The organism is Bacillus sp. FSL R5-0659, assembly GCF_038008785.1.
GTDB lineage: Bacteria > Bacillota > Bacilli > Bacillales > Bacillaceae > Bacillus > Bacillus safensis.
Genome location: NZ_JBBOZU010000001.1, coordinates 3,023,552 through 3,048,086 on the forward strand (window position 1 = coordinate 3,023,552; position 24,535 = coordinate 3,048,086).

Genomic DNA, 24,535 nt, shown 5'->3' on the forward strand with positions numbered 1-24,535 from the left:
TCTACCTCGTTTTATGACGCAAAATACATACGGTCAAATGGGATTTCATACTGAGACACATGAAAACCTACGCCTTTCAGGCGCTTATTATAAACGGCCTTTGTCACAGAATAAGAGATTGGGATGTAGACATTTTCATCATGGATATACGTCAATATTTCTTGATACATTTGTTTCCGCTTTTGCTCATCTGGTTCTACTAATACTTCCGTAATCGTCTCATCCAGCCACTTTTTCTTTTTCAGTCCTAATTGGGCTTGATAATCAGCATGGGATGCTACACGGAATGAAGAGACATAAGTTTGTGGATCATATGGGAGTCCCCAAGACAGCGAGTACATCAGATCGAACTTTCCTGTTTTTTGGCGATCTAAAAATGCCTGTTTTTCTTCTCCTCTAATATCCAGCTTGATCCCCACCTGCTTGAAATCTTGTTGAATCGATTCACTGATCGTTCTTTCCCCTGCATTATCGGAATTATAGTAAATAGCCACACTCAGCAGTTTGCCATTTTGATAGCGATACCCGTCTTCTTTCATCCTCCAGCCTGCCTCATCCAATATTGCCTCTGCTTTCTTCTTTTGATAAGTTTTCTTTTTCAATGGAATATTTGCGTAAGGGACAGAAGGGGCAAGCAATGTGTGTGCCACCTTTTCCGTTCCATTTAAAATGCCTTCTGTGATCATGTCCTTTTGAATGGCGTATTGAAACGCTTCTCTTACTTTCGGATCTTTTGTGATTGGCTGGTTTGAATTAATGACTATCGATCTTGAACCAACAGGAGGACTCACGGTTACACCATATTGACCTGCTTCTTTTAAAGCCTGGAATGAGTCTCCATCGATCATGTCACCATCTGCTCCAAATAAAAGATCTATCTCTCCTTTTTGGAGCGCAAGTAAGATGGTCTGGTGATCCGGCATGACTTTCCATTTCACGGTTGAAATTTTCGGCTTTTTCCCCCAATAGTGGTCATTCATTTCAAAAACGGCATATTGATTTTTCTTATGTTCCTTTAGAACATAAGGACCTGTACCTGCATAGCTTTTGACTCCTTTTGCAGTCGTTCCATCAATGAAGCTTTTTGGAGAAATAAAACGGAAGGGGCGTGTTAAGCCCAGCTCTTCTAACGTAGGATAATAAGGCTCTTTCAACGTGAGAACAAATGTATCGTCATCTAACGCCTTTGTGGATTTGATTTCGGATACGAGATTAAGCCAAGCGTTCTTTTCAATATTTTTGACGACAGCATCTATGTTCAACTTAACTGCCTTTGCATTAAAAGGCTCACCATCTGAAAAAGTCACACCTTTTCGAAGATGAAAGGTGTAGGTTTTTCCATCTTTTGAAATGTCCCAGCTTTTCGCTAAAGCAGGCTGAACGCCCTTCTCTGTATTGACGACAAGCGATTCAAACACCATATTTTGAGCAGCCATCTCTCCGCCGTATAGATGGGGATTGATGTCCCTGATATCTTTTGTACTTGCATACACGAGCTCATCTTCTTCTCTATCATTCATGCTGGAAGATGCTTTGTTTCCAGAGCATGAGGCCAATAAAAAACAAGCCATCACTGAAAACAGCATCATGGTGTATGTCACATAGAGATGCTTTTTCTCATATTTCTTCTTTATGTAAACAGGTTGATCACTCATATGTACTTCCTCCAATTCAACATTATCGTAATCATTACGATTATTAATCGAAATGATTACGAATTGAATACTAGCATACAGAAATGGGAAATACAACATCTTTTCATAAAAAAACAGACTCATGATTGAGTCTGTTTCAGATTGTTGACAAAGGGCTAAAATGATCTTGATTTTAGCCCTTTGTCTTCTTTTCAGCGTGATAGAAAACCTTTGCAGTCTAGGAAGGACGAGTACCGGAGCGGAGCGAATTTAACATTCGTGAGCACCGGAGCGCAGGACTGACAACGAATGCGGGGGTTTGGCTACACGCTGAAACAGACTCATGATTGAGTCTGTTTCGCTTGTATGAATTGATCGATCACCCTTAATGCTTTTTCTGTTCCACCTGCTGCTTGGAAGCTTTCTTCAATTTTCTCAATCCCCGCCCGGTACGTATCACTGCCTAAAACCGTCTCAACGGTCTCTCTTAGCTGCTCTGCTGTCAGCTGATCTTTATCAAGTGCGCAGGCAGCAGATAATTCGGTAAGTCTTTGTGCCACCATCGGCTGATCTTTGTCGACTGGAATGACGACCATCGGAACGTGGTAATGAATACCTTCATTGACACTATTCATCCCGCCGTGCGTTATAAACACATCTGTCAGTTCGAGCACTTCAAGCTGCGGCACATAAGGCTCGATCAGAAAATGAGCAGGCGCCTCTTTTAAGAGAGAACGATCTACTTTTTCACCTGTTGCGATAATTACTTTTCCGTCAAAGTCTGCGAAGGCATCTATACACATATTAAAAAATGCTTCTGTATCCCCAAGAACGGTGCCCATGGAAATAAAAACGACTTTTTCTTGCTCAAGTGCTTCCAGCGGGAAATCATGCTGGTCGGCTCTTTTTAGAAAGCTCGGTCCAATGAAGACAAACGAATCGTTTAATGAATCAACAGAAGGCTGGAAATATTCACTTGTATAGACGATATTCAGTTCTCCACGGTTTTTCATAAATTGCATCAAACGCGTTGGCTGAACGCTAAAACGCTCTTGTATTTTTTCTAACAGATGCTCAGCTTTCTCATCCTTCCTGTATAGCGGTGTATCAAAATGCGCCTCTTGCAGCACAAAAGATGGGTTGGATCCAATGCTCGGAATGCGCAAGTAATCTCGAACAAGCTCTCCCGCCCCAAACATATCGTAGTAGACCAAATCAAATGAATGCTTATCGGAAAGTGTTTCCACTACCTCTAAAATATCATATGATGTTTGCAGCATGGCATGAAAGAACGGCTGCATGGAATCTAAATCTCCTTCTTCCACATGTAATGTCCGAATATAGTCTGGATTTATATGTACGTGAGCGCCTAAGCGTTTGATTCGTTCCTCATAATGTACAGTTGTGACCGCATGCACTTCATCGCCTCGATCCGCCCATGCTTTAATCATTCCTAACATAGGGTTCACATGTCCTTCAGCTGGAAACGTAATCAATAAAATCTTCGCCACAAGAAATCCCTCCTCATTGTCAATTCCCTTCCATGTTAATCATATACAGCAAGCCGGCTCAACAAATACGCCTGAAAAGGGAAGAAATGAGTCTTATGTCCAGTATTTCATGGAGAGACATGAACCTGATAAGATTGTTACAAAGCATATAATGCACTTCTCATACGAACATCTAACATAACCCTTTATTATTCATTTTTGTATAATTAGTATATTATTTATAGATTCATATTGGAGGGATATTTTGTGAAAGTCTTGGAGAAATACAGTTATTTAATCATCATTCTTTGTCTGGTGGCAATGATCGTGACAAACTTCACTGTGAATGACAATACAATAAAAAATACTGTATCCGTGATTGGATTTATCATTGTTCTTCTTACAATTATACCTGCGGCTATTTACAGGAAAGGCCAAAAAGGCAGGTAACCCCTTTATAGCAATAACCCCCATCCTTATGTTAAGAGTGGGGGTTATTTTATTATATTCGGATAGATGTTGCTGTTTTGCAACAAGATCGTTTTTTCACTTGCTTACCCTAGCTTTATTAGAAGAGAACGATAAATCCGATTGAACATACAAAACCCCTCTTCTAAATGAAGAGGGGTTCATGAATGACCTTTATCATCGTAAACAAGGTCAATTACGCGCTCGGAGGGATTCGAACCCCCGGCAGACGTGGTACCGGAAACCTATTGCGGAATTTATTACGATTCTTACTACGAAAGCCTTACGTACACTTATTTCGGATAACGGTCCGTATTATTTCGGACACGAATCCGGAATGTAATCAATGCGATTATACACCGGATAATATAGCTGGTCAATATTAACTGTCGCAATTTGAGACGGTTGAGTTACGATTCAAGAAACGCCTCGAACGCCTCTAATTTACCACGCATTTTCCTACGTTTTGCCTCGCTTGCTGCACGTTGGAACGAAATATACACGTAGTCATCAAAACGGTTAATTTCGTTCAATTTCGCTTTGAGTATCGTCTTATGCCACGCATCTACGAATGGCTCCGAATCATGCTCGATCATTAGCGTAGGATCTACGGAAGCCTTAGCACGTAATAACAATCCGTAATATTTATAGATTTCTGCTGCGTCAAAGTAGCGACTCATAGCGTTATAGATTTCCGTTGGCAACGAGTTTTTCAGCGCTTCAGCCGGCACCGCAGCCGTATCTTTAACGTGCTTTTGATTTAATTGATTAATAGAATCCGATGGTTCATTTTCGATTTTCGGCGTCTCAACCGTTGGCACATCGGCGTTTTCCGGCGCTGGTCGAGTGGACATTGTCGACTGGTCATTCGCAGCTAACGGTAAGATGACGATGATGTTTGCGCCCTTGCCTCCGTTGATTTTACGAGTCGTTGCGACTTTCTTTATGATGTTCAGCGCAGCCAATTGATTAAGAACGCGACGCGCCGTCTTGACTGATTTACCGATTAGGTCTGCCAAGGTTTCCGCTTTGAGATGCGCTGCGCCTGCGAACTTAACCGCATAGCGTGCGATCTGTTTAAGTGCGGTCCGCGCCGTATCGGATAGGTCGTATGAGTTTCGTTTGATGTGTTCGTAGACGGCCGTGTTTAGGGCCTGCGTTGATGAGAACGTTTGGTGTTCCGCTAAGTAATGCATATCGATTCCGCCTTTCGTAATTTACTGTTAACGTAATTATAGTTACGGAAAACAGAATTGTCAATTACGTATTGCGTAATAAACGAAAAAAGATTATACTTAGCGTAATGAATATCGGAGGTGGCTTACGTTGAGGCTTCGCATTAACGAGTTATTGCAAAAGCACGGATACACCCAGCAGAAGGATTTCGCGGAAAAGACCGGACTATCAACACGCACTGTAAGCGAAATGTGTTCCGGAAAGATGAAGAGATACCCGAAGGATGTTCTCGAGAAGGTAATAAAAGAGTTCGGACTAACTGATGCGAATGAATTGTTTGATATTTCCGATTGATAAACGAACACACATTCGGTTATAATTTAACCGGAGGTGTCGCCGATGTGGGACGAACGGAAGGATCAGAACCGCTGGCAAATGAAGTTTATACTGCCGGAACACAACGAGGCTTTGCGTCAATTACGCCTCGCGAAGCAGAAGATAGAACGGCCGGCATTAAGCGAAGAACAATTCGCCGAATTTGAGTTTGTTATTTCTTCGGCAATGAGCGAAGACTTGCCGCTGGATTTTGAGTTATATGATGACGGCTTTGTTCGTGAAGTAAATGGTCGCGTTGTGTACGTGGATCATTTACGGAAGGAATTTCGTGTGAAGGATAATCGAGGCGATACTAATTTCGTTAGGTTTTCGGATATACTAAACGTAAAAAACGCCCCATCCAGTTAGGGACGGGGCTTTTCGTTATTGATTAAACGTATATTCGCGAGAAAATGAAGTCGAGTCAGAGACGTCCTTTCCGGCCATTTCGTAAATTTTCCACGATAAACTAACGCTAGTTACTTCGTTTGGAGACGTATTTGACATAGGCCATGCGTAAAAGAAGTCGAGCCTATCGCCTTTGTTCTTCAGTTTAGACGTGCCTTCTTCCGATACTTTAATTAATTCTTCCGGACCGAGTTCTTCACCGGTATTTAACTTAATCGTTTCGGATGCCGGGAATGCTTCGAAGGAAGAATGTCCGATATTTTCGATCGAACCTTTTATCGCGATATGAGCGCTTGAGGGCGAAATGAGAATTCGATCAACCTTTATATTCAGTCCGTCGATATTATCCTCGTCATTAATCTCCGAGCTATACGCCCACAGATCGCTGTCCTCACGCAAATTATCGTTTCCTTCGGTTTCTTTTGCTTGTACTTCTTCGTCTTTATTGCTCGGCTGAGTATTCGACGAACACCCCGCAATTATCAGTAAGGCTATTACTATAGAAAAAAGTAGTCTGACACGCTTCATTTAACCACGACCTTTTTCTTTTAATTATACGTTATTGTTATGTAAGACGGCTACCTACGTTTTTATACGTAAGCAACCGCCGAAAGTTCCGCTTATTTCTTGCCGACTTCATCCAACGCTTTTCTTTCGCGCGCCTTCTTTGTCACGTCGTTGTTTTTCCAGTACGCTAATAGCGAAGTTGCCCCGAGGAACAGTAGCGCAATAAAGTCGGACACTGCCGCTTCATCTACCGGAATAGTCTGCACACCAAACATCGTTAGCCCGCTGTTTACGAGAGCCAACGCAAGCAGAATAAATCGAGTCACCGTTCCTACGCTAATATTCGTCTTCATACGCTATACCCCGCTTTCTTTAGTGCCGCCACCAGTTTGGCGCGTGTTGCCGGTCCATAGATGCCGTCGTTTGCAATTCCGGACTGTGTCGATTGGAATCGTTTGACTGCGTTTGCCGTTTTCGGACCGTAGATGCCGTCGATACCGTTATTCTTGGCGCCTTTGTCCGGATAGAAATAAACGGCTGCTAGTGCGTTTTGAAGTTGTGTAACGGCTGACCCGCGAGCACCTGGACGGATTACACCGGTAGGTACCGTTAGTTTTTTAGCCGACGCCTTTGGTTTAGACGTTTTCACCGGCTTAGTCGCTGCGCCCGTTTTAGACGGCGCTTTGCTTCCGTTTAGAGCCGCAAGTTCCTTCGCGATTGCCGCTTTAACTGCGCCCCATCGACCTTCGTCTAGCACGCGGTGTGGGCAATGCTTTCCGCTCCAATCTTCGTGCTTCTTGACGCGATCGACGCCCCAGCCGCGTTCTTTTAGAAGCTGCGCAATAAATTTGATCGCTAGTGCTTCCGCTTTTTTGTACCGTTCGCCTCCGGATTCAGAGTAGCAAACCTCGACGCCGATTGACGTTCTGTTTCCGCTATTCGCGCCACTTCCATCTCCGCAGTGCCAAGCGTTTCTATTAACCGGAATTCCTTGACGCACTTCTACGTCATCTACTGCGAAGTGGAACGATACCTGATTGCTGTTACCGTTCATATACGAAATCTCGTTTTTGGCCGAGGCATCATTCGCAGTATTGTGGAACGTGATATATTTTGCGTCCATTGAATTCGGACATTTAATACCGTATTTACTCGGGGATACAAGATCCTGCGTCACTTTAATCGTCATATAATCGTCTCCCTTTTCGTTTTATTTAGAAGTAATAACGGAACAGGACCGGCACCAACGCCAGCATTACCGGGACCGCAATCCCGATAAGCCAACGCCGGTCACCTTTAACCTGGTCGCGGTATTCTCGTAGATCGTCGCGGGCAGTTTTAGCAATACGTAGGGCTTCGCTCGCCTTGTCGTCAGCCGTGTCTGCCCTAGATAGCGCCGTTGCCGCCATTTCTCGGAACTCTTCGAAGATGCGTGTCTGATGTTGTTGTGTTGCGATGATGGTGGCGATGTCGACCTGTATCTTCGCGATCTTTTCATTAAGTTCGTGCGTAGTCGGTTGAGTCACCGCAAATCCTCCTTAAGTGCAAAATAAAAAGCCTACGCTTCTACGTAAGGCTCACCCGCAATTTCTTCGTATTGTTCCGGCGTAATTTTCCCCTTGACGACCGCCGCAGCGACTTGTTCCTTCGTCCAATCTCCGTCTGCATAAAACTTCTTGATGATCGCGAACCAATCCATTAAATCACCCCTCCCATCATTAGCGTAAAAACCAACTCGGCGTGCTGTTGTCGTAGAACTTCGATTTCAGTCGGCGGCGCTTTCGGAAAAAGACTGTCAATATACTCTTGCGTAGCCCCTTCGAACCACTCTCCTTTATCCGGATCAAACGTCGCAATAAACAAGCCGCCTTGCGGTTTAACTGGCGTGTATCCTTCGGGAATTTCTTCGCCGTTTTCTATGTCTAATAAGATATCCGCCGACGGAAGATAAATAAAATCGTCGTCATATTTATAAACCCATATCATCTAAACACCTCCTAGACCTTCGCTCTAAAACGGAAGCCAAACGTGATGAATTCGTTTGGATTTGCAGTATTAGAGCACGATTGAACACAAACTCTTCCATCCGTGCTGATGTAAGTTCGGTGATATTGCGGTACACCAGGCGTTCCGACACTAGAAGCCACGCCAATAAAATGCATTGATTGTGCTGGGAAGTACTCAGGGAGTAGCGTAAATGCGGTAACGTTAGCGCCGATAGCACCTCCGGATATTGAACCTAGAATTTCCACGACCCCTCCAGCATCCTTTGTGTATCGGAGTGTATGAGTCGATCCGTCCGTCGAAGCATATTGAACCCAACCGTTGCCTGGAGTCGGGTACTTCCACGTAACGTTAGCATCCGCATCTGTTATGACGCGTCGCCATCCACTCCATACGTTATTGTTTAAATAGTTGGTATATATGTTATTGGCGTAATCCGTTGCATACACCCATCCGTAAGTTGCTTTACCGTTAGAAGCGTCAGTCATATGGTACATTCCTCTAAAGGATCGAGTATTCGGTAAGTCTCGCGAACTAGCTATTGCGTAAAACGTTCCCTGCCCTAATCCGTTATTTGTTATCGACTCTAGAATACTTCCGGAAGTATCTTTTAGAGAAATTAACGGGAGACCCGTGTCTTCAGTAATTCTTCTTTTTTGGTAATTACTTACGTATTCTTTCGCTTGCCGCAGTGCTTCGTCCGACTTCAACTGCGCCCCTGACGTAGTTTCCTTCGAGTTCCATGCCGATCGTTCTTCGTTAGTTACGTGTTTCACTGTATCATTTGCGTGTGCGGTTACCTTCGCTTGGGCACCTGCCGTCGACTCCTTCGCGTCCCATTCCGCTTTCTCCTCAGTCGTGACGTGAACATCCGTGTTTCCGGCATGCGCATCGACTTTTTCCTGCGCACCCGCCTTCGTCTCTACGTTATCTAAGTCCTCGAACTTCGCTTCGATTTCCGCAACGGTTGCAACAACGTCATCGTAAAGATCGTTAATTTGACCGCGCAGTGTTTCAAAGTCATCGATGTAGTACTCCGCGACGGGGACGATGTCTTGATCGATGAGTGACTGCTCGATGTTGAAGCCGAATTTATGAATCGAAAGCGCCTGCCCGTTCGTGTAATACAGAACCAGCTCGGCTTTTACCGCGCCGTAATGTCGGATCTCATCCGCAGCTAAAATATATTCGGCTAGTCCTTCCGGTTTATTTACTAGTGTGACCGGTCGAATAAAACGGCTCCCATCCGCCATCGAAAGGACTAATTTACCTACGACCGCAGACAACGGCAACGGCACGCCGTCTTTCGTGAGTTTAAAGGACAGGCGTGCCGTGTTTATATCTTGCGTGCTAAATTGTATGGCGGCATTGATAGGCCGCTTTGTTTGCGCATTGACGTCGAAAGACAAAGCGCCATCTTTTGCTAACATCCGTTTTCCTCCCTTTAAATAACGTTCGCAGTCGAAGTAATCGGGTCAATGCTGTTATCGTTATAGCTATCGTCAGAACCGGCACCCTTTACGTAGTTTCCATACGTGGATATTTGCGAGCAAGTATTCGTTAAATAAATCCCGTGGCGCATGGTCGTACCGGTTACGTCATTAAATGCGCACATAGATCGCTCAACGCCGGTCAAAAAGATGATGCCGTCGTACCCGTCGCTTTCCGTCGTTCGTGTACCAACGTCTACGAGCGTATTAAAAAAGACGCGCACTCTTTGTGACGACCCTGATACTGAGATTCCGGAAAAGCCGACTTCTTTCAAAATGTTATTTGCGACAGTGACGTTATTGCATCCGCCCTCTTCAACCCTAACTCCGTTACCTTTAATGCCTCGTAAAACATTCGCCGTTACGGATCCGTACATGCTTCGAGTAATTAAAATGCCGTGGTGACCGGTTCCATCGAGAACATTGCTGGAAATGGTAAAGTTATAGACGTCTGATACATGGATCCCATGTCGTTCTACTACGTTATCAATGACGTTATTGGCGATTGTCACATCATCGATCGTCTGATAGCCTTTCCTACCGTACACTTGAATTGCGTGATTCTTCGATATGTTCGTGATTGTATTGTCTGTAATAACGTGATGCTTCGTTTTGTTTATACGACCAGTCGGATTACCGTTCGCATCTTGTGTATATTGAGACGTTATGGTTGGTAGTAGAATACGGATGCCGGAAGCGCAGTTGTTTAGCTTGTTGCCGCTGATTCGCGTATCGTACCATTTGTTTCCGCTGATCGCGTACTCAGTCGTGTCTTCAATAACGTTATCTAAGATGCGGATTACCGAATACCAAACGCCGTCCGTACTCGTATGTGAATCGACCGCACGCGCCCAACCACCGAGGTTGTTTGATTTTCCGAAATAGTTCCCGCGAATGACGATGTTTCTTGTGACGGTTTGATCGTACGAACCGAAAGCGCCGAAGTTTGCAGAAGAACGCATTAAGTCTATCTGAATGGCCGCCGAGAACCATCGGTCGCCTACGTAGTCAGCGTAACCCTTGAATTTTACATTCTCGATCAGGACGTTTTGGTTGCCTGCGCAGTCAAACGCATGCCCACCTACAACGTCAAGTACGGTAATATCGCGAATGATAATTCCGTCTGCATGTGCGAATCCGAAAACGGAACACTGCTGCTTAATGACGGTTCCGTTACTATCGAAGGTACCACCGCCTTCAATTACGATGTTTCCATGCCCGTTATAGCCGCTAAAATTATCAGTTTCCAGTCCGTTGACTAGCATTGAACCAACGAAGTTCCGTTTGATAACTGCGCCGCCCTGAACGATGAGCCGCGTGTTTCTGAAAATACGAAGCGTTCGTGTCTGCGTATAATTACCAGGCGGAACCACAAGCGTAATGGGCGTTGATTTCGATAAGTCCAGTGCTGCTTGCATTGCGTCATCAAAGTTGCCGTATTTCTCTAAGTACGGACGCAACGAAACAAATACGGCCATGTCTTCGATCTTCTTCATTAGCTTAGCGAAGTCATAATCGAAGCGATCTTTCGCTGTTGGATGCGTAGATGCATCGAGTGCTACCCTAAGATCGACGACTTCTTTGACGTCTTCGCCATCGTGATTAACGACGAGGTTCGCAAAGCGAGCGTTCAAGTTATCTAGGCGATTGGCAGCAGTAAAAAGCCCGTGCTGAATTTGCTCGGACTTGTGTGCGGGCGATGCGTTTTTGTGGGCGTTTAGCTCAGCCGTGACCTTCGTAAAACCTTGCTCGATATTCGAAAAGTTATCGTTTAGGTTATTCCGCGCAATACGATCCCACGCCGTTGCTATTCGCTTTAAAAATACGTTAGCCATTTAGTGCCTCCTTTATTTTGATTCCAGCGCGTCTACTCTCGCAGTAAGCGCCGTTAGGTCCGTTACTAGTTTATTAAGATCAACGTTGGCTCCCGAAGAACTGACGATGATCTTCGATAGTTTTATGAAATCCGCCGAAGACATTAGGCCGGCTTTTGATGCGCTTGCCATGTCTACTTGCGGCTTACCATCCGGACCAACGACGATGCTTTGTAGCTTCTGAAAATCGCCCGACGTCATTAAGCCGTCAGAAACCGCAGTCGCCGGCCCGTATTTCGGAATAGTTGTCGGGTCATAGCCGTCGTCAAAGTTGGCGTCACTTCCGATGCGTATTCCGGCTCCGATGGTCGTTCCTTTTACCTTTCCGGCCGCATCGAACAGTTTAGATACGCGCTTCTCCGTCTTACGGAAACCTTTCATATCCGTTTTAATATCGCGCTTCAGCTTTCCGAATGTGTAGACCGGAGATTTATTCGGATCGGAATAGCGCTCGACACCGACAACTTTAATCCTCTTGTTAATTCCGAAAGGATCGATCATGCACCATACGTAGTCGCCTTTACGTATATCTTGGACTCCGAAATGCCGAAGCTCCGTATAGGTTAACGTTAGTGATAGTTCGATCGTATCCGTTAGCTCTTCTTGCAGGCGGATTTCTAACTCGTCAGCATTAGCCGAAGTATAAGCATCGTCGCGAATAGGTGCTGCGTGCTTGATTCCGTATATTTCCGCCAAAGGGCTCGTATACTCAAGTTCGACCGCGTAGGCCTGCGTCTTGTCGTTCTGCTTGCCAAAACCGCGTATATACGTCTTCAGCGAACTTGTATCGATCTCAACCGATTCGTCGCGCGAATTGAATTTATATCGAATCTGATAGTCGGTATCGCGAGCCAATTCCTTCGCAATGACTACTTTTTTGCCGTCGAAGGTGTATTCCGCTTTGTACTTATCGAGAATATCCCGCAGTAAATCGTTAGAGAAACCGTCGCCGAAATCTTCGAGTTCGAACGTAGCGTCTAGTCCCTCCGGTGATATGTCATAGGAGTACCCCGATCCTTCGAGCGCGATCGTAACCATGTCGTCAATGGTCATTTTCCGCTTCTTTCCGCTTTTGCTATAAACGTAGTTGTCTGCGAGGTCGATTAACGGCTTATAAACTCCGGACGCTTCAATCTTTATGGTTTCATTTACCGTGACTGGACGCGTCTTCTTGATGACGTACTCTTCGCCGTCGCAGACGAGTATGTTTTCGTTCTCGATCAATCCGAAAGAATGATCGTTGTTCCTCGTACTTAAAACCGACACATCTAGCGACTTCTCATTCTCGGACGTCTCCCGTACCGTGCAGTCGTAGTCGGTAAGCGCCTCGACTTCGCCTCTTACCGTTTTTATAAGTAGCTCCATCGCGCCACCTCCTAGAAATAATAGAATCGGAAATCGAATTTGATTTCGAAGGACCCGCTCGTTCCCGATAGTACAAATTCGTTCCAGCCCGGCTCGAGCCGAATCGTCTGCCGGTTTGTATCTCCGAAAATGCTCACGCCCTCTTTTCGTGCCTTCACACCGTCTAATACGATCGTCTCTTTAGCCGTCGAATCTCCGGTATATTGCCACGCATCGCCCGTCGTTTTGTTCGTGATCTTCAACTTAGACGAAGCGCCCTTATACGAAATGACGAACGGTAATTCTAACGGATCAATACGAATAGCCCCCGCATTGTAAATACGAAAGCTCTTTGACGTATGTTTATAGACCGGAATAGTATCTTCTAAGTTTTCTCCGAACTGCCAAAGACTCGCGTCAAATGTGAACGGGTCCTGCGTCGTTCCGACCGATTCGCAATAAGGAGACGCACTCTCGAACGTTAGCGAAAAATCGGCCACGCTTCCGCTTCTTTCCGGATCAAAAGAATCGCTCAGCTCCACTCGCCATCGTTTCTTCGGATTGCCTTCCGCGACTAGATAAAACTCGGATTCTTGGTAGAGAGCGTTATATATTTCGTCACGCAGCAGGTAGAAGTCGGCTGCGTCTTCGGCGTACATTGTACAGTCGGCTGTGATTCGTCGATTTCCGAAGTCTTTACCTGTACGATAAGAACCGTTTTTTCCTGGTATGTTTTCGTAGGTGATATTCGGAGACGGAGCCGAAATAACCAAGCTACGTACTAAAACCGATAGATCCCTCGCCATATCAATAATCGTTCCATTGCGATACTGTATTCGGAAGTTTGCATCCGAACGCGGAATCGCTGAAGATCGCCCGAAAACAATATCCGGCGAGAACGCATCTTCATTAAAGTTTTCGTCTATATCAACTACGGACGGTTCCGGCTTTGGTTGCGCTGACTTATCAACATCGGTACTCGTATCCGTTGTCTTCTTCGTATCGTACTTCGTCAGGTTATGCGTCGCGATAATATTGTTCAGTTTCGTCGCGTACGCTGGGTCCGTTGCATATCCGGCATTTACGAGCGCCTTCGTTGCTTTCCTATAGTTCGTTTGACCGACGACTGCTTTGTAGTGATTCGGGTCCCAACTCGTTCCGTTAATGTATAACTTCGCGAGATCCTGCATCGACTCGTACCATGACGGATACTTACGGAAGTCGGCGTAGACCTGAACGTTACGACCGTTATAAACCTCCCACGTAAGCATCCGAATTGACTCGCCTTTGTACGACCCTTTGACGCCGAATAGGTTTTTCCCTTTCGTAGCCAAGCCCGAATTACCATAGCCGGACTCCAAGCATCCCTGCGCAATGATAAGCGACGCGAGTATGTTGTAATTCCGGTATATTTTCTGCGCGTCCGGCGCTATCGCTTTGATAAAACTAGCGTTGCTCAACCGCTCACCTCCTCACTAATAACTGCTTCGATCTATTTCGTCCATCTGCCGCCTGCTTACGTGTGGCTCGACTAGGCGTCCGACCACTTCGCCCTCCATAACCACCGAAAGCCCTTTAAGAGAATCGATAGCAGTTGCGAGACTGGATAGGTGCGCCTGTATTTGCGGACTGTTGCCGCCTGCTGCCGAAGTTATTCGTGCTGTGTGACCCGCGTCGATCATACGGAAAAGATTCGCTTGCTGCGCTTCTGTCAAGACCATCTCGTTCCTTAATGCACGGATATCAACTTCTCGGCTCATTGGATTTCCGAATTTGGACGCCATGCCACCTGAGTGCAGCTTTCCGGCTGGTTTACCGACGATGCCTCCGACATGGTAAGTACCTTCGTTTCCGCGCCCACGGCTGACGGCTCGTTCCGTTTTACGTGTGACGTCCGTCGTGATAATCGTGATGCGCTTACTAAGATCCTTGCTTAGTTCTGCGTTCATAGTCGATGCTTGACCGGTGATTTCGATAACCTTGTTCTTAGTCCGCTCTAACTGCGATAGCTCGCTCTCAATTGCGGCTAGGGACTCTCGGTACTCGGCCGTCTTTTTGTCCGCTTCGGTCGTATTGTTGATTAAGTTTGCACGAGCATCTCGAAGTTTACTTATCTCTCTATCTAGGACTGCGACCCCTTGCCCTTTTTTCGCAGTAAGGCCGACTTGTCGAAGCTCTAATTGGACCATTTTTTGGTTAACTTGATCGAGTTTCGAAAGCTCCTTTTGTGTTTCCGCTAGGCTGGCACGTTTTTTCTGTAAAGACTCCGTACTCTTTACTAATTCGGTTTGCTTTGCCTCCAAAATACGCTTCTCTTGCGCGAGATTGACTTCAAGCATATTAGCTGTTGCCTTATCCCCGTTTTGCTTGGCTTGCGCGATTTTCTGTTCGATACTTTCAACGACAGCTAATTGATTGGCGACCGCCTGTTCTTTGCCTGCGCGCTGTTCTGTGATTCCGTTAATCTCCTGCTTAAGCTGCTTTTCCTTCTGCAATTGACCGTCCATATTTCGTTCAGCAATCGTTTTCTGCTTCTCTAATTCCAAGCGCAACTCTTCCGCTTTCTCAGCACTCAATCGTTTCATCGCCTCGGTGTTCTTCGCGATTGCATTCCCTTGCGCCGAGAAAGCCGCTTCTGTTTCCGGTGACTTCTTGATGATCTGATCGTTCAGTTGTAAGAACCGGTCGAACTCCTCATTCGTAAGCCCCGAGTTTTTACGGAGGTCGTCTTGTTCAGCGTTTAGCTTTTTAATCGCAGTCGAATCTTTTTCGTTAGCCAGCGCGTCTTTGTTGTCTAAGTAGCGAAGAAGCTCATCGTTCGTCAGCTTCATTTTCGCCTGAAGTCCGTCGTATTCTTTGATCGTCTTATTGATTCCGTCGACTTCCTTTTGCTTCGCATTTGCCGCTTCGAGACTGACCGTATTCATCGCTTTATAACCTGCGGAAACCCCTACTAACAAACCGCCAAGTATCGAAAGACCTGTTATGACCCAACCGGCTGGACCCATCGCTGCGAAAAGACCTCGCAATGCAAAGCCGAGTTTGACCGCTGATGCAGCCGTTAGTGCGATCGCCGCCGACGTACCAGCCATTGCGAATCCTGTCGCAACCACGCTAGGATTAATCGAACTGAAAGCCCGAACCAAGTCGGCTCCAATGTCGACTATTTTTCGTAGGTGTGGCAAGAACTCGTTTCCGAGCTTAATACCGAGCGTCTCGACTGCGCCGCTAAGTTCTTCTACTGATCCGAGGAAGTTGTCGAGCTTTACTTTCGATACTTCCGCCGCCGTTACTTTCGACATGGCCGCCGCCATATCTTCAACGCCTTTTGCGCCTTCTTTATAGAACACCGTACCAGCACGAACCGCATCTGAACCGAATAACGTCTGTAGCGATGATTGCCGCTGCTGATCCGTTAGCCCCTTGAATGCGTTTTGAAGAATGCCGGAAATAGACGCCAAGTCTTTCAGTGAGCCGGCTTGGTCGAAGAACTTATTCGTTCCGTCTGCCGTTATAAGGCCGAGTTCCATCATCTCTTCGTGTTGCTGCTTCGTCTGCGGCTCTAACCGCGATAGCATCGTTTTAAGCGACGTGCCGGCATCCGAGCCTTTGATTCCGTTCTGCGCAAATACCGCAAGTGCCGTCGCCGTGTCTTTAAACGACATTCCGATTCCGGACGCGACTGCCGATACCTGCGCCAAGCCGAACTTCATTTCGCCTACGTCCGTCGCCGATGCGTTGGCTGCGCCTGCGAGAATGTCGGCCGCTTCAGATACCGATAAGCTATCGGCCTTGAACGCGTTAAGTGCAGTACTGGCAATCTCGGCCGCATCCGCAAGATTTAAGTTGCCCGCCGCTGCTAGATCGAGCGCGCCCGCTAGGCCTCCGTTTATAATGTCCTTAGTCGTTACACCGGCCTTTACGAGTTCCTCGGTCGCCTGCGCAGTTTCGGTCGCACTGAACGATGTCGATTCGCCTAGCTTGATTGCGAGGTCGGTCAACGTTTTCATTTCGCCAGCCGTAGCGCCCGATACCGCTTTGACGGCGCTCATTTGCTGCTCGAAGTTCGCCGCCGCTTTTGCAGACGCCCCGATGCCGACCACGACTGCGCCGCCCACCGCTAGGGCCGCTTTCTGCACGAGACCCATTTGCGAGCTTAACGACTTAGCCGAATTGCCCATCTGTTGCATCTGCGCCTGGGCTTGCGCTACGCCTGCCGTAAATTGGTTCGATTGTAGCGTCAGCGTCGCTGTGATTTCGCCTACTGATACACCCGCCAATAGATTTCCTCCTTTCCTCCGTTATTTAAAGAAGTTCCGCAATTGCTCGAACTTTTCACGGTCAAATTCTTCGCGATCAACATAGCCGGCCTGTTTACGTAAGTCTTTTACGAGACGTTGGTATTCGCGATCATCCATGGCTCGCCCCTCAGAACCTACAAGCAACGAAATCATCGACAGGCGATCTATCGCATTAGCCTTCGTCTTGGAGCGTAAGATTTTCGGAATATCAACCATGTAATAATCGTTTTCTATTTGCCGCTGCGTGACGCCGAGCAGAACCGCCGCATCTATTAAGTAGTCATCGATTGTGTACTCGCCTTCATCCGTTTGCTTTACTCCGCTACTTTCGGAAGAAGGCTTTTCAGGTTTTTTGCTACGGATTGCAGACGGTTCTTCTCAACTACCGCGATTAAAAACTCGACAATCTCGTCAGTGCCTACGTTTTCGTGCACGTAGTCTTTGTCTAGTCCGGAAAGGACAGCGACAATCTTTACGACTTCATCCATCGCTAGATTAATAGCCGCAACTAGGGTCGCTGCGAAGTCTTCTTGGCCGTTCGTGCTCAAAACCGTAAAGAATAAGTGTGGCAGGCGATCGACTACTTCGAATAGTTCCTTCCATTTGACCGGCGTTAGTTTCGGTACTTGGACCGTTTTGTCGCCGAGTGTAAGTTCGCTTGATACCTTTTTCGTGCCGATACCAAATAAGCTCATTGCGTAACCTCCTTTCAAAATAAAAAGACACCGCCGCTAAGCGATGCCTTTCGTTGTTATTCCGCTGTTTCGTCACCCATGATAAATAGGTCACCGTCGTTGTCCGTATCCGGATATGCTTTAAACGTTAGATTCGCGATACGCTCATCGTCTGAGTTGTACGTGTATTCCGGATCTGACATAGCACCCGCAAGTGGGATCGTGATATAGTCATTTGGCGTTGTGCCTGTAGCCGTCGGTTTAATGACGAGCTTTTTGGCAGCCGCTAACATATCGAATCCTGCTTTACCGGAAACGACTAACTTCATCTTCGCCGGGTCCGTACTATCTTTCACGAGTCGGCTATTCGGCATTGCTGCGGCTAATCTTTCTAAATCATGAAGCGCAAAAGGCACCGTTACTTCCGCATTACGGCCTTTCATCGTCGACTTGACGGGGGTGTCCCCATACTGGTCGACCGTCGTATCTTGAATTGACGTCTCCGCCTTGAAGACGATGCCGCCTTTCGTGATATCAAACGTAACTAGCTCGGAACCTTCGCCAAATTCGACGATTGCCGGACCGATAGGAACGTTAATTCCTCTAATTCCTGCCGCCATCTATTTTCCTCCTTTTATATTTGCGCAAAATAAAAAGCGCCCCCTAAGGACGCTCTACGCAATCGAAATTTAATGAATATATTGGACGATCGGATTCGTCGTCTCCTAAATACAACGGCGCCGAGTTATTACAGCGTATCTGTACGATTGAGCTTTCGCCGATCTGAACTTCGGACAGATTCGTAAGCGCATCGTATAACTCAAACGCTTTGTCTTCCGCCCCTGCCCCGTCTCTTGATTCGCCGCGGACGAGTATTTGGAAAGACGGTCGCTTTAGTCCGGTGTACTTAGACGTCGGGAAGCCGCCCGTTAATTTAACGGATATTTCCGCTCCTGTTCCGTCTATTGAAAACTTATTTGCGTAGTAATCACCGTCGACTCGCGCCTTGATAAAGTTAATTAATTCGACTATACGCATTAGGTCAGCCCTCCACGTGCACCATCGGCAATCCAACGGACGTACTTCTCGGCGTTTCCTTTTAGAGGCCTTTCGAGGTATTTGTTTCCGACCTCGTAACCGTCAATTTCGCCAGCACCCGCCGACGTCGGTCCAAGTTTGTAGTCCATTTCGTGCGTCCAAATTGCGTAGTTAAAACCGTCCTCGACCGCTCTGAATGAGACGTCGACCGATGCTTTTCCTGCCGTCAATTTAAACTTCTTCGTGACGCTGCTCCGTAACGTTCCTTTGTCGATCGGCGCGATGTTCTGCGCAACCCTTGCGAGGTCGTCACCCGAATCACCAAGCGCCTGTGCCGCGCCTTCAAGTGCACCTCGACTGGCTGTGCTGATCCCGCTGATAAAGTTACTCGCATCAAACGTAAAACTCATAGAAGCACCTCCGTCAGAATCGCTTTACCGCCGATATGTCTCTTAACGTTGATTTCCTTCGGTCTCTTTTCCATCGTTTCTCCGAGTTCATTCGTATAAGAGATAACGTCGGTGTAGCGCACGTCTGCCAGGCGATCTAGTAGAATACGAGCCGATGCGACTGTTTCCTCGGACTTAGTGACGCCATTGTTTCGCGACTTGACCGCGGTAGAGCCTTCGTCGATGCGGCATTTTAGCGTTAACTCTTCGGCTTCGGCGATCGGATTTCCCCAAACGTCTCGTTCAGAAGATAGGCGCTTCACCGTAATAGTTTGGCGCATAGGAAAGATCGCCATTTACAGCACCGTCCTTCTGATACGTTTGCCTCCGATTTGAACGCCGTTTTCTTCTTCGATCGCGCTGATTGACTCGCGTGGAATCAAGTCTTCGTCTTCGCTCCGCAGCGTATCCTTGTAGTTAAACGCAGCGACGCCCGTGATTGAATACGAGGAAATTCCGTGTTTGTTCAACCGGTTCGTATCGTTGTACGCGATTGCCAGTACATTGATAAATTCGTAGATTGCTTTATCCGGTATAACGTACGTAGGAAAAACACGAGTAAGAGTCGTAGAAGCTCGGTTAAATAGGCGTGTCTGCGTCTTTTCATCCGCCGCATTCCAGTCCTCGATATCTACTAAAAACGTATTGATATATTCGTTTGCACCTTCGACCGTAGCCGCCATTCGCCCCACCTCCTGTTATTTTGTGGAGGATTTCTTGGCGGGCTTTTTAGCTGGCGCCGGCTTCGGTTTATCCTCCGTTTTTGGTTCGTCTTTAGCCGTGCAAACAGCATCGACGAGTGCGGTTAATACCTCGATCTCTTCCGGATCTGTAGTCGCGTAGATTCCATCCGAAAACTTACGAGGCGCGCCGCCTACATAAAACGTTAATTCTTTGTATCGTGACTCAAACGTTGCCAAGTCCGCATTACCTCCGTTCTATCAAAAAAGTAAAGCCCGCGCTTGCGGGCCGTTATTACTTAGCGCCTTTAATACGTGCGTGAGCTGGCTCCTGTTGGAACTCTAGCGTGTACTCACCGACTAGCATGCCTTGGAAGTAGTCGCCTTTCTTGCCGAGGTACTCATGGCTCATATCGCGCGTCTGTAAAGGGCGAATTTTGATGCGGTTTTTATCGACGATAAGTACTTCGTCCGCTGCCAAGTTATCGTTAATAGATACCGGAAACTCTCCGAAGTCAGTCGTCAAGAAGTTAACAACAGTTCCTCGGCTCTCTTCGCCCTGGTTTACTCTGACAAGCGACTTATCAAATTTAGAAACGATGCGTTTTTGTTTCGCAGGTACGATGATTTCGTACTGACCGCCGGACTTGAAGCCGCCTTTAGTGTAGATTGACTGAACAGCGTCGTTGATAGCTTCTAGCGAAAGTTCTTGACCGGCAAGATCAGTCACGTTAGTTTTAATGAAGCTGCGAACTCCGTCCATTTGACGTACTAATCCGTTCTCGTAGCGAATGCCGCCAATGAACGCTTTTTCCATTTGAAGCGCTAATTCAAGCTGTTTCTTTTGCTTTTCGTACTCGTACATATCCGTGATGCCGTAATTGGCGACAGCCGCAGCAGTACCGGAAATTTCAACAGTTTCGTCAAAGATTTGCGTAATGTTCGATACGCGTTTACGTGGCTTGTAGCGACCTTGTCTAGCGTCAGCACCTTCCGAACCTTCTACGAACTGAACCTCAACTTTCTCGTTCGCAGTAATTGCAGCCGCAGTAGTATTGGCGTAGCCACGGACTACTGTTAGTTCCTTCGCTGACTTATTAACCGCAGTAACAAGCGCTAGTTCTTCGCCAAGTTTAATGACATGCCCGTTACGGAAAGGTTCTACAGAAGATACTTTTAGAACAGTTGCGTCGGCAGCAGCCGCGTCAGTAACGTTGCCTTCATACGCAAACATCTCGTCCTCGAACCATTGGTGCTCGGTTTGTGTTACTGGTTTAGAAAAACCAAGCATCGCAAGCAACGGAGTTTGGTGCGGATTTAAAAGTAGTAATTCGTCTTGTACCGATTCTGTTTTACCAATCAAATCATTAGAGAAAATCTGTGACATAAAAATATGTCCCCCTTTTTGTTTGTATTAAAAAAGACCCCTAATTAAAGGAGTCTCATTTTCTTAACTGTCTTTTTAATTGAGCAACCGCAGCGCGATCTTCTGTACGACCGCTCTTACGTGCTTTTTCCTCGGCTTCTTTAATAAGCTGATCCGGCGTTTTGTCGATCTTATCCGTCCCCGAATTCGTACTCTGACCGATTGGCTTCGGCTTCTGCGCAATAAGGAATGGCTTTTCTTCAACCAACGCCTTTACTACGTCCTCGACGCCGACTACTTTTCCGTCTTCTACCGAAACGCTGCTTAAATCAGCCAAGCGCAATGCATCGTCAAGGTAAGCGATATTTTCCGACGTTGCCGCCTTGATGAATGCGTTCGTAATCTTTTCTTGTTCGCCCGCTTTTTTGAGGTCCTCGATCTGCTGCGTAAGTGATTGCTCAACTTCCGACTTTGCTTCGAGTTCCTTTTTGATGCGGTCGAGTTCCGTTAGCTCTGCATCTGCCTTTTCTTGCTCCGCTTTTTCGTACGCGCTCAGCTTCTCTTTTAAAGCGTCATAATCTGCGTATTTAGAGACCGCGCGTTTAATGCGAGACGTAATCTTCTCGTCAAACTCTTCCTGCGTGAGTTCAAGTTTCTTCGGCTGATCATCGTTTGGTTGCTGCGTCACTTGATCTTCGACTTGGCCTCCGCCTGCTTGATCATCTGCGTCAAATAACGGCATAAATCGTTTTACAAACATATCGTCCTCCAACCGTTTTAAGGCCGTCGCCTATTAGATAAAACAGCCGTTTAGTTTAACGTCTTAACGTTCGGACAATAAACCGACATCTCTAATCGGTGAAAATACGTGCTTACAACGCGGATGAAATATCTCACCCGTCGCCTGTAGTTCTTCATAGGTTTTAAAATCGCCAGGCGCTTCCGGCGTCAACTTTATGATCTCGCCTTCATGACCGCGACAGGCGTCTTTCGCCCCGTGTGACGATATTTGCGCATACAAAACGCCGCGATCAACGGCTTCGTTAGTCGTTGCTTCACGGTATGTCTGCATCATTTTCGTACGAGTCACCATGTCGGCGTATACTTCCGGCTTCCAGCGACGTCCTTTTGCGTCGACGATTCCGGTCACGACCGATTCTTTGAGGCGCTTTTTGATATCGTCTCGTATCGTCCGTCGTCCGTTTGTACCTGACGCCATGTTGTACTTGATAGAATCAGAAACGGCACGGCGAACCGCGGCTTTTGTTTTCCGATCTACGTTCTGCGTGACGGCTAAAAGGTCCGCTTGCGTATCCGCAATAGCAGCCGCGACCATTGCTTCGTTTAGCTCATTGAACTTTACGATAAGAGCCGCTTGCTCAACTGTCTCAGCGACTTTAAGCGCAACAAGCGTATTGATTACGCCTTCGTTTGCGGCAATAGGTACGTTTTCACTAACCCACCGCGCTGACTTCGTATCAAGATCGGATAAAATGCGGCTGATTGACTGAAGCGTTGCGAGCGCATTGGCTCGTCGGAAATCCGTAATATCAACGCGATCAAGCTCGGCGAGAATGTCTTTGATGGCGGAACGATAATAGCCGGCAAGTTGCTTCGTCTGATAATCGTAATTAGGTGCCGGTACTTTCGTCATTACTCATCGTCCTCAGTTTCAGGTGGCGCTTCCGGTTCATTAAAGATCGACGCATCTACGAAGCCATTTGCGGATGTTTCGTCTTCTTCAATGCGGCGCATGATTTCGTCTGCCTTTTCGTCGTCAACGTCATCCATCGCCTTGATTGCGCTTTTCACATCGAGAGTCGGCTTACCTGCCGTTCTAATCTGCATGATCTCCGCCCATTCTTTCTCATTCTGCGGAATACCGTCGTTCCACACAGCCCTCGGATAAACAGCCGCATCAATCTTAATCCGTTTGACGGCCTTCTCCAAGAGCATACACGTCCACAACGCATCTCTAATCGCTTTATCATAGTGCGCCCGTATTCGCTTAACTTTTGATAGAATCGGCATGAACCGCGCTTTAATTGCGGCGCCGTCGGTGTGGGACGTTCCTGTTCCGCCCGAATTATCTCCCGACAAAACAGTTCCGAATAACCACTGCGGCGTCTCCGAGTTCATAAATACACTGCTAAACAATACATCTAACTGCTTAAAGGCCGCGTCTAGTTGCGCTTGCCACACCATATATCCAGGCGTTACGTCTTCTTTTCCGACTGGAATGTAAGCCCCACCGAACTGAACCGTGTTTCCGTCGTCTTGAATTTCCGGTCCGTACGCAGTAGGGTCGCTATGCTTCCATAGGATATAGTCGATCTGCATTAGACGATCGTTAATTGCAGCAAATACCGTTTCTAACTTCTCTAAACCGCCGATGCCAAAGAACTCATCGTCGATCGACTTATACGGAACATGAAATACCGGAATATGCGGCAAATGAGTTTCTTCGATATCTTCTTCGCGACCTGTCGGTAATTGTTCGCCGATTCTATATACGGATACGTGCGTACCTGTTGAGGTATCAACTCCGTTTTCGTACAAACGATATCGCGAATATAGGATGTAGCCCGGTACGTGACGTTCAACGTTTAAAAACGGAATCTCCGTTTTCTCCGTTTCGATCCATTCAACTTGCGCAATATTGACCGCCTTTAGTTTTTTTATGTTCCCGACACTAAACTCCGGAAAGACTGCGCCAGCACTAACATGTTCAATGATCGCTTCCATCTCGGCATCTGCCGGCACTGGTAAGCCGAGTTTCTCAACTTCCGAAAAGTCTTGACGGTATCCATATCGAACCTTAAACCACGAATCGCCGCGGAAGCCGTTTGCCGTTGCGCTTTCGTGGAGAAGCTGATTAATATCGTTTTCCTCTACGTAGCGATTGAGCGCTTTTTGTTCTTCGCTGTCATCGGGAAGGCCACTTTCGAATTGAACCGGTTCGCCTACGAGAAGGTCGGCCGGCTTCGTTACGAGAATGTCGGCAAGATTGACCGCGATATATAGCTTCTTTAATTGCTCGGCTTGCGGTGAATCCTTCAGAACGTCGGTCGCACGCTCGTAGACGTCTCGTTGCTTTCCTTCAAACAGCTTTTTCATGCGCCGATATTTCGCTAGTCGTTCGATCGAATCAGCCGGAGGAAACTGCGCGCCGGGTCGGATGATGCTATACGTTTTAGTATGCGATCCGTCGTCGGGCTCGTGGTTGCGGTGCTTAAAAAAGTCCGTAAAACCCATCG

Annotated in this window: 27 protein-coding genes; 2 read left to right on the plus strand and 25 right to left on the minus strand. The window is 47.0% G+C overall.

What is annotated here, in order from left to right:
* Positions 1-11: 11 nt before the first annotated feature.
* The 3 genes from nikA to NSQ72_RS15650 all read right to left on the minus strand — a co-directional run bounded on the left by nikA (position 12) and on the right by NSQ72_RS15650 (position 4,788).
* Complete coding sequence (nikA, locus tag NSQ72_RS15640; RefSeq protein WP_106025594.1) at positions 12-1,655, minus strand: nickel ABC transporter substrate-binding protein; 1,644 nt, start codon at positions 1,653-1,655, stop codon at positions 12-14.
* A gap of 320 nt (positions 1,656-1,975) precedes the next feature.
* Positions 1,976-3,145, minus strand: coding sequence for a macrolide family glycosyltransferase (locus tag NSQ72_RS15645; protein WP_341084499.1), 1,170 nt, complete (start codon positions 3,143-3,145; stop codon positions 1,976-1,978).
* Positions 3,146-4,002: 857 nt separating this feature from the next.
* The gene (locus NSQ72_RS15650) at positions 4,003-4,788 is read right to left on the minus strand and encodes a helix-turn-helix domain-containing protein (protein ID WP_341084501.1); all 786 of its coding nucleotides are present in this window, start codon (positions 4,786-4,788) and stop codon (positions 4,003-4,005) included.
* Between the two features lie 130 nt (positions 4,789-4,918).
* Between NSQ72_RS15650 and NSQ72_RS15655 the strand changes: the two genes are divergently transcribed.
* Complete coding sequence (locus NSQ72_RS15655; RefSeq protein ID WP_269927731.1) at positions 4,919-5,122, plus strand: helix-turn-helix domain-containing protein; 204 nt, start codon at positions 4,919-4,921, stop codon at positions 5,120-5,122.
* Positions 5,123-5,167: 45 nt separating this feature from the next.
* Positions 5,168-5,512 (plus strand): YolD-like family protein, encoded by a 345-nt coding sequence (locus NSQ72_RS15660; RefSeq protein ID WP_341084505.1) that lies wholly within the window; start codon positions 5,168-5,170, stop codon positions 5,510-5,512.
* A 15-nt stretch (positions 5,513-5,527) separates the two neighbouring features.
* Here the strand turns inward: NSQ72_RS15660 and NSQ72_RS15665 are convergent, their stop codons facing one another.
* The 22 genes from NSQ72_RS15665 to NSQ72_RS15770 form a co-directional block, all read right to left on the minus strand.
* Complete coding sequence (locus tag NSQ72_RS15665) at positions 5,528-6,079, minus strand: hypothetical protein (RefSeq protein WP_341084506.1); 552 nt, start codon at positions 6,077-6,079, stop codon at positions 5,528-5,530.
* A gap of 92 nt (positions 6,080-6,171) precedes the next feature.
* Complete coding sequence (locus NSQ72_RS15670) at positions 6,172-6,411, minus strand: phage holin (RefSeq protein ID WP_074041884.1); 240 nt, start codon at positions 6,409-6,411, stop codon at positions 6,172-6,174.
* Positions 6,408-7,247 carry a peptidoglycan recognition protein family protein gene (locus NSQ72_RS15675; RefSeq protein WP_341084507.1) on the minus strand — a complete coding sequence of 280 codons (840 nt, stop codon included), beginning with the start codon at positions 7,245-7,247 and terminating at the stop codon, positions 6,408-6,410. The genes NSQ72_RS15670 and NSQ72_RS15675 overlap by 4 nt, the downstream gene beginning before the upstream one ends.
* A 25-nt stretch (positions 7,248-7,272) precedes the next feature.
* Complete coding sequence (locus NSQ72_RS15680) at positions 7,273-7,584, minus strand: hypothetical protein (protein WP_047204067.1); 312 nt, start codon at positions 7,582-7,584, stop codon at positions 7,273-7,275.
* A gap of 32 nt (positions 7,585-7,616) precedes the next feature.
* Positions 7,617-7,757, minus strand: coding sequence for an XkdX family protein (locus tag NSQ72_RS15685; protein WP_341084508.1), 141 nt, complete (start codon positions 7,755-7,757; stop codon positions 7,617-7,619).
* Positions 7,757-8,044 (minus strand): hypothetical protein, encoded by a 288-nt coding sequence (locus NSQ72_RS15690; protein ID WP_341084509.1) that lies wholly within the window; start codon positions 8,042-8,044, stop codon positions 7,757-7,759. The genes NSQ72_RS15685 and NSQ72_RS15690 overlap by 1 nt, the downstream gene beginning before the upstream one ends.
* An 11-nt stretch (positions 8,045-8,055) precedes the next feature.
* On the minus strand, positions 8,056-9,492 hold the full coding sequence (locus NSQ72_RS15695) for a phage baseplate upper protein (protein WP_341084511.1): 1,437 nt from the start codon (positions 9,490-9,492) through the stop codon (positions 8,056-8,058).
* A gap of 14 nt (positions 9,493-9,506) precedes the next feature.
* The gene (locus NSQ72_RS15700; RefSeq protein ID WP_341084513.1) at positions 9,507-11,387 is read right to left on the minus strand and encodes a right-handed parallel beta-helix repeat-containing protein; all 1,881 of its coding nucleotides are present in this window, start codon (positions 11,385-11,387) and stop codon (positions 9,507-9,509) included.
* 12 nt (positions 11,388-11,399) lie between these two features.
* Entirely contained in the window at positions 11,400-12,791 is a 1,392-nt protein-coding gene (locus NSQ72_RS15705) for a phage tail protein (RefSeq protein ID WP_341084514.1), read from the minus strand.
* Positions 12,792-12,802: 11 nt separating this feature from the next.
* A complete protein-coding gene (locus NSQ72_RS15710; RefSeq protein WP_341084515.1) occupies positions 12,803-14,230 on the minus strand; it encodes a glucosaminidase domain-containing protein in 1,428 nt (475 codons plus the stop codon).
* Between the two features lie 15 nt (positions 14,231-14,245).
* Positions 14,246-17,050 carry a phage tail tape measure protein gene (locus NSQ72_RS15715; RefSeq protein WP_341084517.1) on the minus strand — a complete coding sequence of 935 codons (2,805 nt, stop codon included), beginning with the start codon at positions 17,048-17,050 and terminating at the stop codon, positions 14,246-14,248.
* A 335-nt stretch (positions 17,051-17,385) separates the two neighbouring features.
* The gene (locus NSQ72_RS15720; RefSeq protein ID WP_341084521.1) at positions 17,386-17,766 is read right to left on the minus strand and encodes a hypothetical protein; all 381 of its coding nucleotides are present in this window, start codon (positions 17,764-17,766) and stop codon (positions 17,386-17,388) included.
* 56 nt (positions 17,767-17,822) lie between these two features.
* Complete coding sequence (locus tag NSQ72_RS15725; RefSeq protein WP_035389492.1) at positions 17,823-18,365, minus strand: hypothetical protein; 543 nt, start codon at positions 18,363-18,365, stop codon at positions 17,823-17,825.
* Positions 18,366-18,408: 43 nt separating this feature from the next.
* The gene (locus NSQ72_RS15730) at positions 18,409-18,783 is read right to left on the minus strand and encodes a minor capsid protein (RefSeq protein WP_341084523.1); all 375 of its coding nucleotides are present in this window, start codon (positions 18,781-18,783) and stop codon (positions 18,409-18,411) included.
* A complete protein-coding gene (locus NSQ72_RS15735) occupies positions 18,783-19,193 on the minus strand; it encodes a hypothetical protein (RefSeq protein WP_341084525.1) in 411 nt (136 codons plus the stop codon). Before NSQ72_RS15735 ends, NSQ72_RS15730 begins: the two co-directional genes overlap by 1 nt.
* Positions 19,190-19,528 carry a hypothetical protein gene (locus NSQ72_RS15740; RefSeq protein ID WP_024427745.1) on the minus strand — a complete coding sequence of 113 codons (339 nt, stop codon included), beginning with the start codon at positions 19,526-19,528 and terminating at the stop codon, positions 19,190-19,192. Before NSQ72_RS15740 ends, NSQ72_RS15735 begins: the two co-directional genes overlap by 4 nt.
* On the minus strand, positions 19,529-19,915 hold the full coding sequence (locus tag NSQ72_RS15745; RefSeq protein WP_341084527.1) for a hypothetical protein: 387 nt from the start codon (positions 19,913-19,915) through the stop codon (positions 19,529-19,531).
* A gap of 15 nt (positions 19,916-19,930) precedes the next feature.
* A complete protein-coding gene (locus tag NSQ72_RS15750; protein ID WP_341084528.1) occupies positions 19,931-20,152 on the minus strand; it encodes a hypothetical protein in 222 nt (73 codons plus the stop codon).
* Between the two features lie 55 nt (positions 20,153-20,207).
* Positions 20,208-21,299 (minus strand): SU10 major capsid protein, encoded by a 1,092-nt coding sequence (locus tag NSQ72_RS15755; RefSeq protein ID WP_341084529.1) that lies wholly within the window; start codon positions 21,297-21,299, stop codon positions 20,208-20,210.
* A 55-nt stretch (positions 21,300-21,354) separates the two neighbouring features.
* On the minus strand, positions 21,355-22,038 hold the full coding sequence (locus tag NSQ72_RS15760) for a phage scaffolding protein (RefSeq protein ID WP_341084530.1): 684 nt from the start codon (positions 22,036-22,038) through the stop codon (positions 21,355-21,357).
* Between the two features lie 63 nt (positions 22,039-22,101).
* Positions 22,102-22,932 (minus strand): phage minor capsid protein, encoded by an 831-nt coding sequence (locus tag NSQ72_RS15765; RefSeq protein ID WP_341084532.1) that lies wholly within the window; start codon positions 22,930-22,932, stop codon positions 22,102-22,104.
* A complete protein-coding gene (locus tag NSQ72_RS15770; RefSeq protein WP_341084533.1) occupies positions 22,932-24,533 on the minus strand; it encodes a phage portal protein in 1,602 nt (533 codons plus the stop codon). The genes NSQ72_RS15765 and NSQ72_RS15770 overlap by 1 nt, the downstream gene beginning before the upstream one ends.
* Positions 24,534-24,535: the final 2 nt, after the last annotated feature.

Bases quoted from the DNA above. Each gene is read 5' to 3' on its own strand.
- nikA (WP_106025594.1), bottom strand. From the start codon at position 1,655: ATGAGTGATCAACCTGTTTACATAAAGAAGAAATATGAGAAAAAGCAT.
- NSQ72_RS15650 (WP_341084501.1), bottom strand. From the start codon at position 4,788: ATGCATTACTTAGCGGAACACCAAACGTTCTCATCAACGCAGGCCCTA.
- NSQ72_RS15660 (WP_341084505.1), top strand. From the start codon at position 5,168: ATGTGGGACGAACGGAAGGATCAGAACCGCTGGCAAATGAAGTTTATA.
- NSQ72_RS15665 (WP_341084506.1), bottom strand. From the start codon at position 6,079: ATGAAGCGTGTCAGACTACTTTTTTCTATAGTAATAGCCTTACTGATA.
- NSQ72_RS15670 (WP_074041884.1), bottom strand. From the start codon at position 6,411: ATGAAGACGAATATTAGCGTAGGAACGGTGACTCGATTTATTCTGCTT.
- NSQ72_RS15675 (WP_341084507.1), bottom strand. From the start codon at position 7,247: ATGACGATTAAAGTGACGCAGGATCTTGTATCCCCGAGTAAATACGGT.
- NSQ72_RS15685 (WP_341084508.1), bottom strand. From the start codon at position 7,757: ATGGATTGGTTCGCGATCATCAAGAAGTTTTATGCAGACGGAGATTGG.
- NSQ72_RS15690 (WP_341084509.1), bottom strand. From the start codon at position 8,044: ATGATATGGGTTTATAAATATGACGACGATTTTATTTATCTTCCGTCG.
- NSQ72_RS15695 (WP_341084511.1), bottom strand. From the start codon at position 9,492: ATGTTAGCAAAAGATGGCGCTTTGTCTTTCGACGTCAATGCGCAAACA.
- NSQ72_RS15700 (WP_341084513.1), bottom strand. From the start codon at position 11,387: ATGGCTAACGTATTTTTAAAGCGAATAGCAACGGCGTGGGATCGTATT.
- NSQ72_RS15705 (WP_341084514.1), bottom strand. From the start codon at position 12,791: ATGGAGCTACTTATAAAAACGGTAAGAGGCGAAGTCGAGGCGCTTACC.
- NSQ72_RS15720 (WP_341084521.1), bottom strand. From the start codon at position 17,766: ATGAGCTTATTTGGTATCGGCACGAAAAAGGTATCAAGCGAACTTACA.
- NSQ72_RS15725 (WP_035389492.1), bottom strand. From the start codon at position 18,365: ATGGCGGCAGGAATTAGAGGAATTAACGTTCCTATCGGTCCGGCAATC.
- NSQ72_RS15730 (WP_341084523.1), bottom strand. From the start codon at position 18,783: ATGCGTATAGTCGAATTAATTAACTTTATCAAGGCGCGAGTCGACGGT.
- NSQ72_RS15735 (WP_341084525.1), bottom strand. From the start codon at position 19,193: ATGAGTTTTACGTTTGATGCGAGTAACTTTATCAGCGGGATCAGCACA.
- NSQ72_RS15740 (WP_024427745.1), bottom strand. From the start codon at position 19,528: ATGGCGATCTTTCCTATGCGCCAAACTATTACGGTGAAGCGCCTATCT.
- NSQ72_RS15745 (WP_341084527.1), bottom strand. From the start codon at position 19,915: ATGGCGGCTACGGTCGAAGGTGCAAACGAATATATCAATACGTTTTTA.
- NSQ72_RS15755 (WP_341084529.1), bottom strand. From the start codon at position 21,299: ATGTCACAGATTTTCTCTAATGATTTGATTGGTAAAACAGAATCGGTA.
- NSQ72_RS15760 (WP_341084530.1), bottom strand. From the start codon at position 22,038: ATGTTTGTAAAACGATTTATGCCGTTATTTGACGCAGATGATCAAGCA.
- NSQ72_RS15765 (WP_341084532.1), bottom strand. From the start codon at position 22,932: ATGACGAAAGTACCGGCACCTAATTACGATTATCAGACGAAGCAACTT.
- NSQ72_RS15770 (WP_341084533.1), bottom strand. From the start codon at position 24,533: ATGGGTTTTACGGACTTTTTTAAGCACCGCAACCACGAGCCCGACGAC.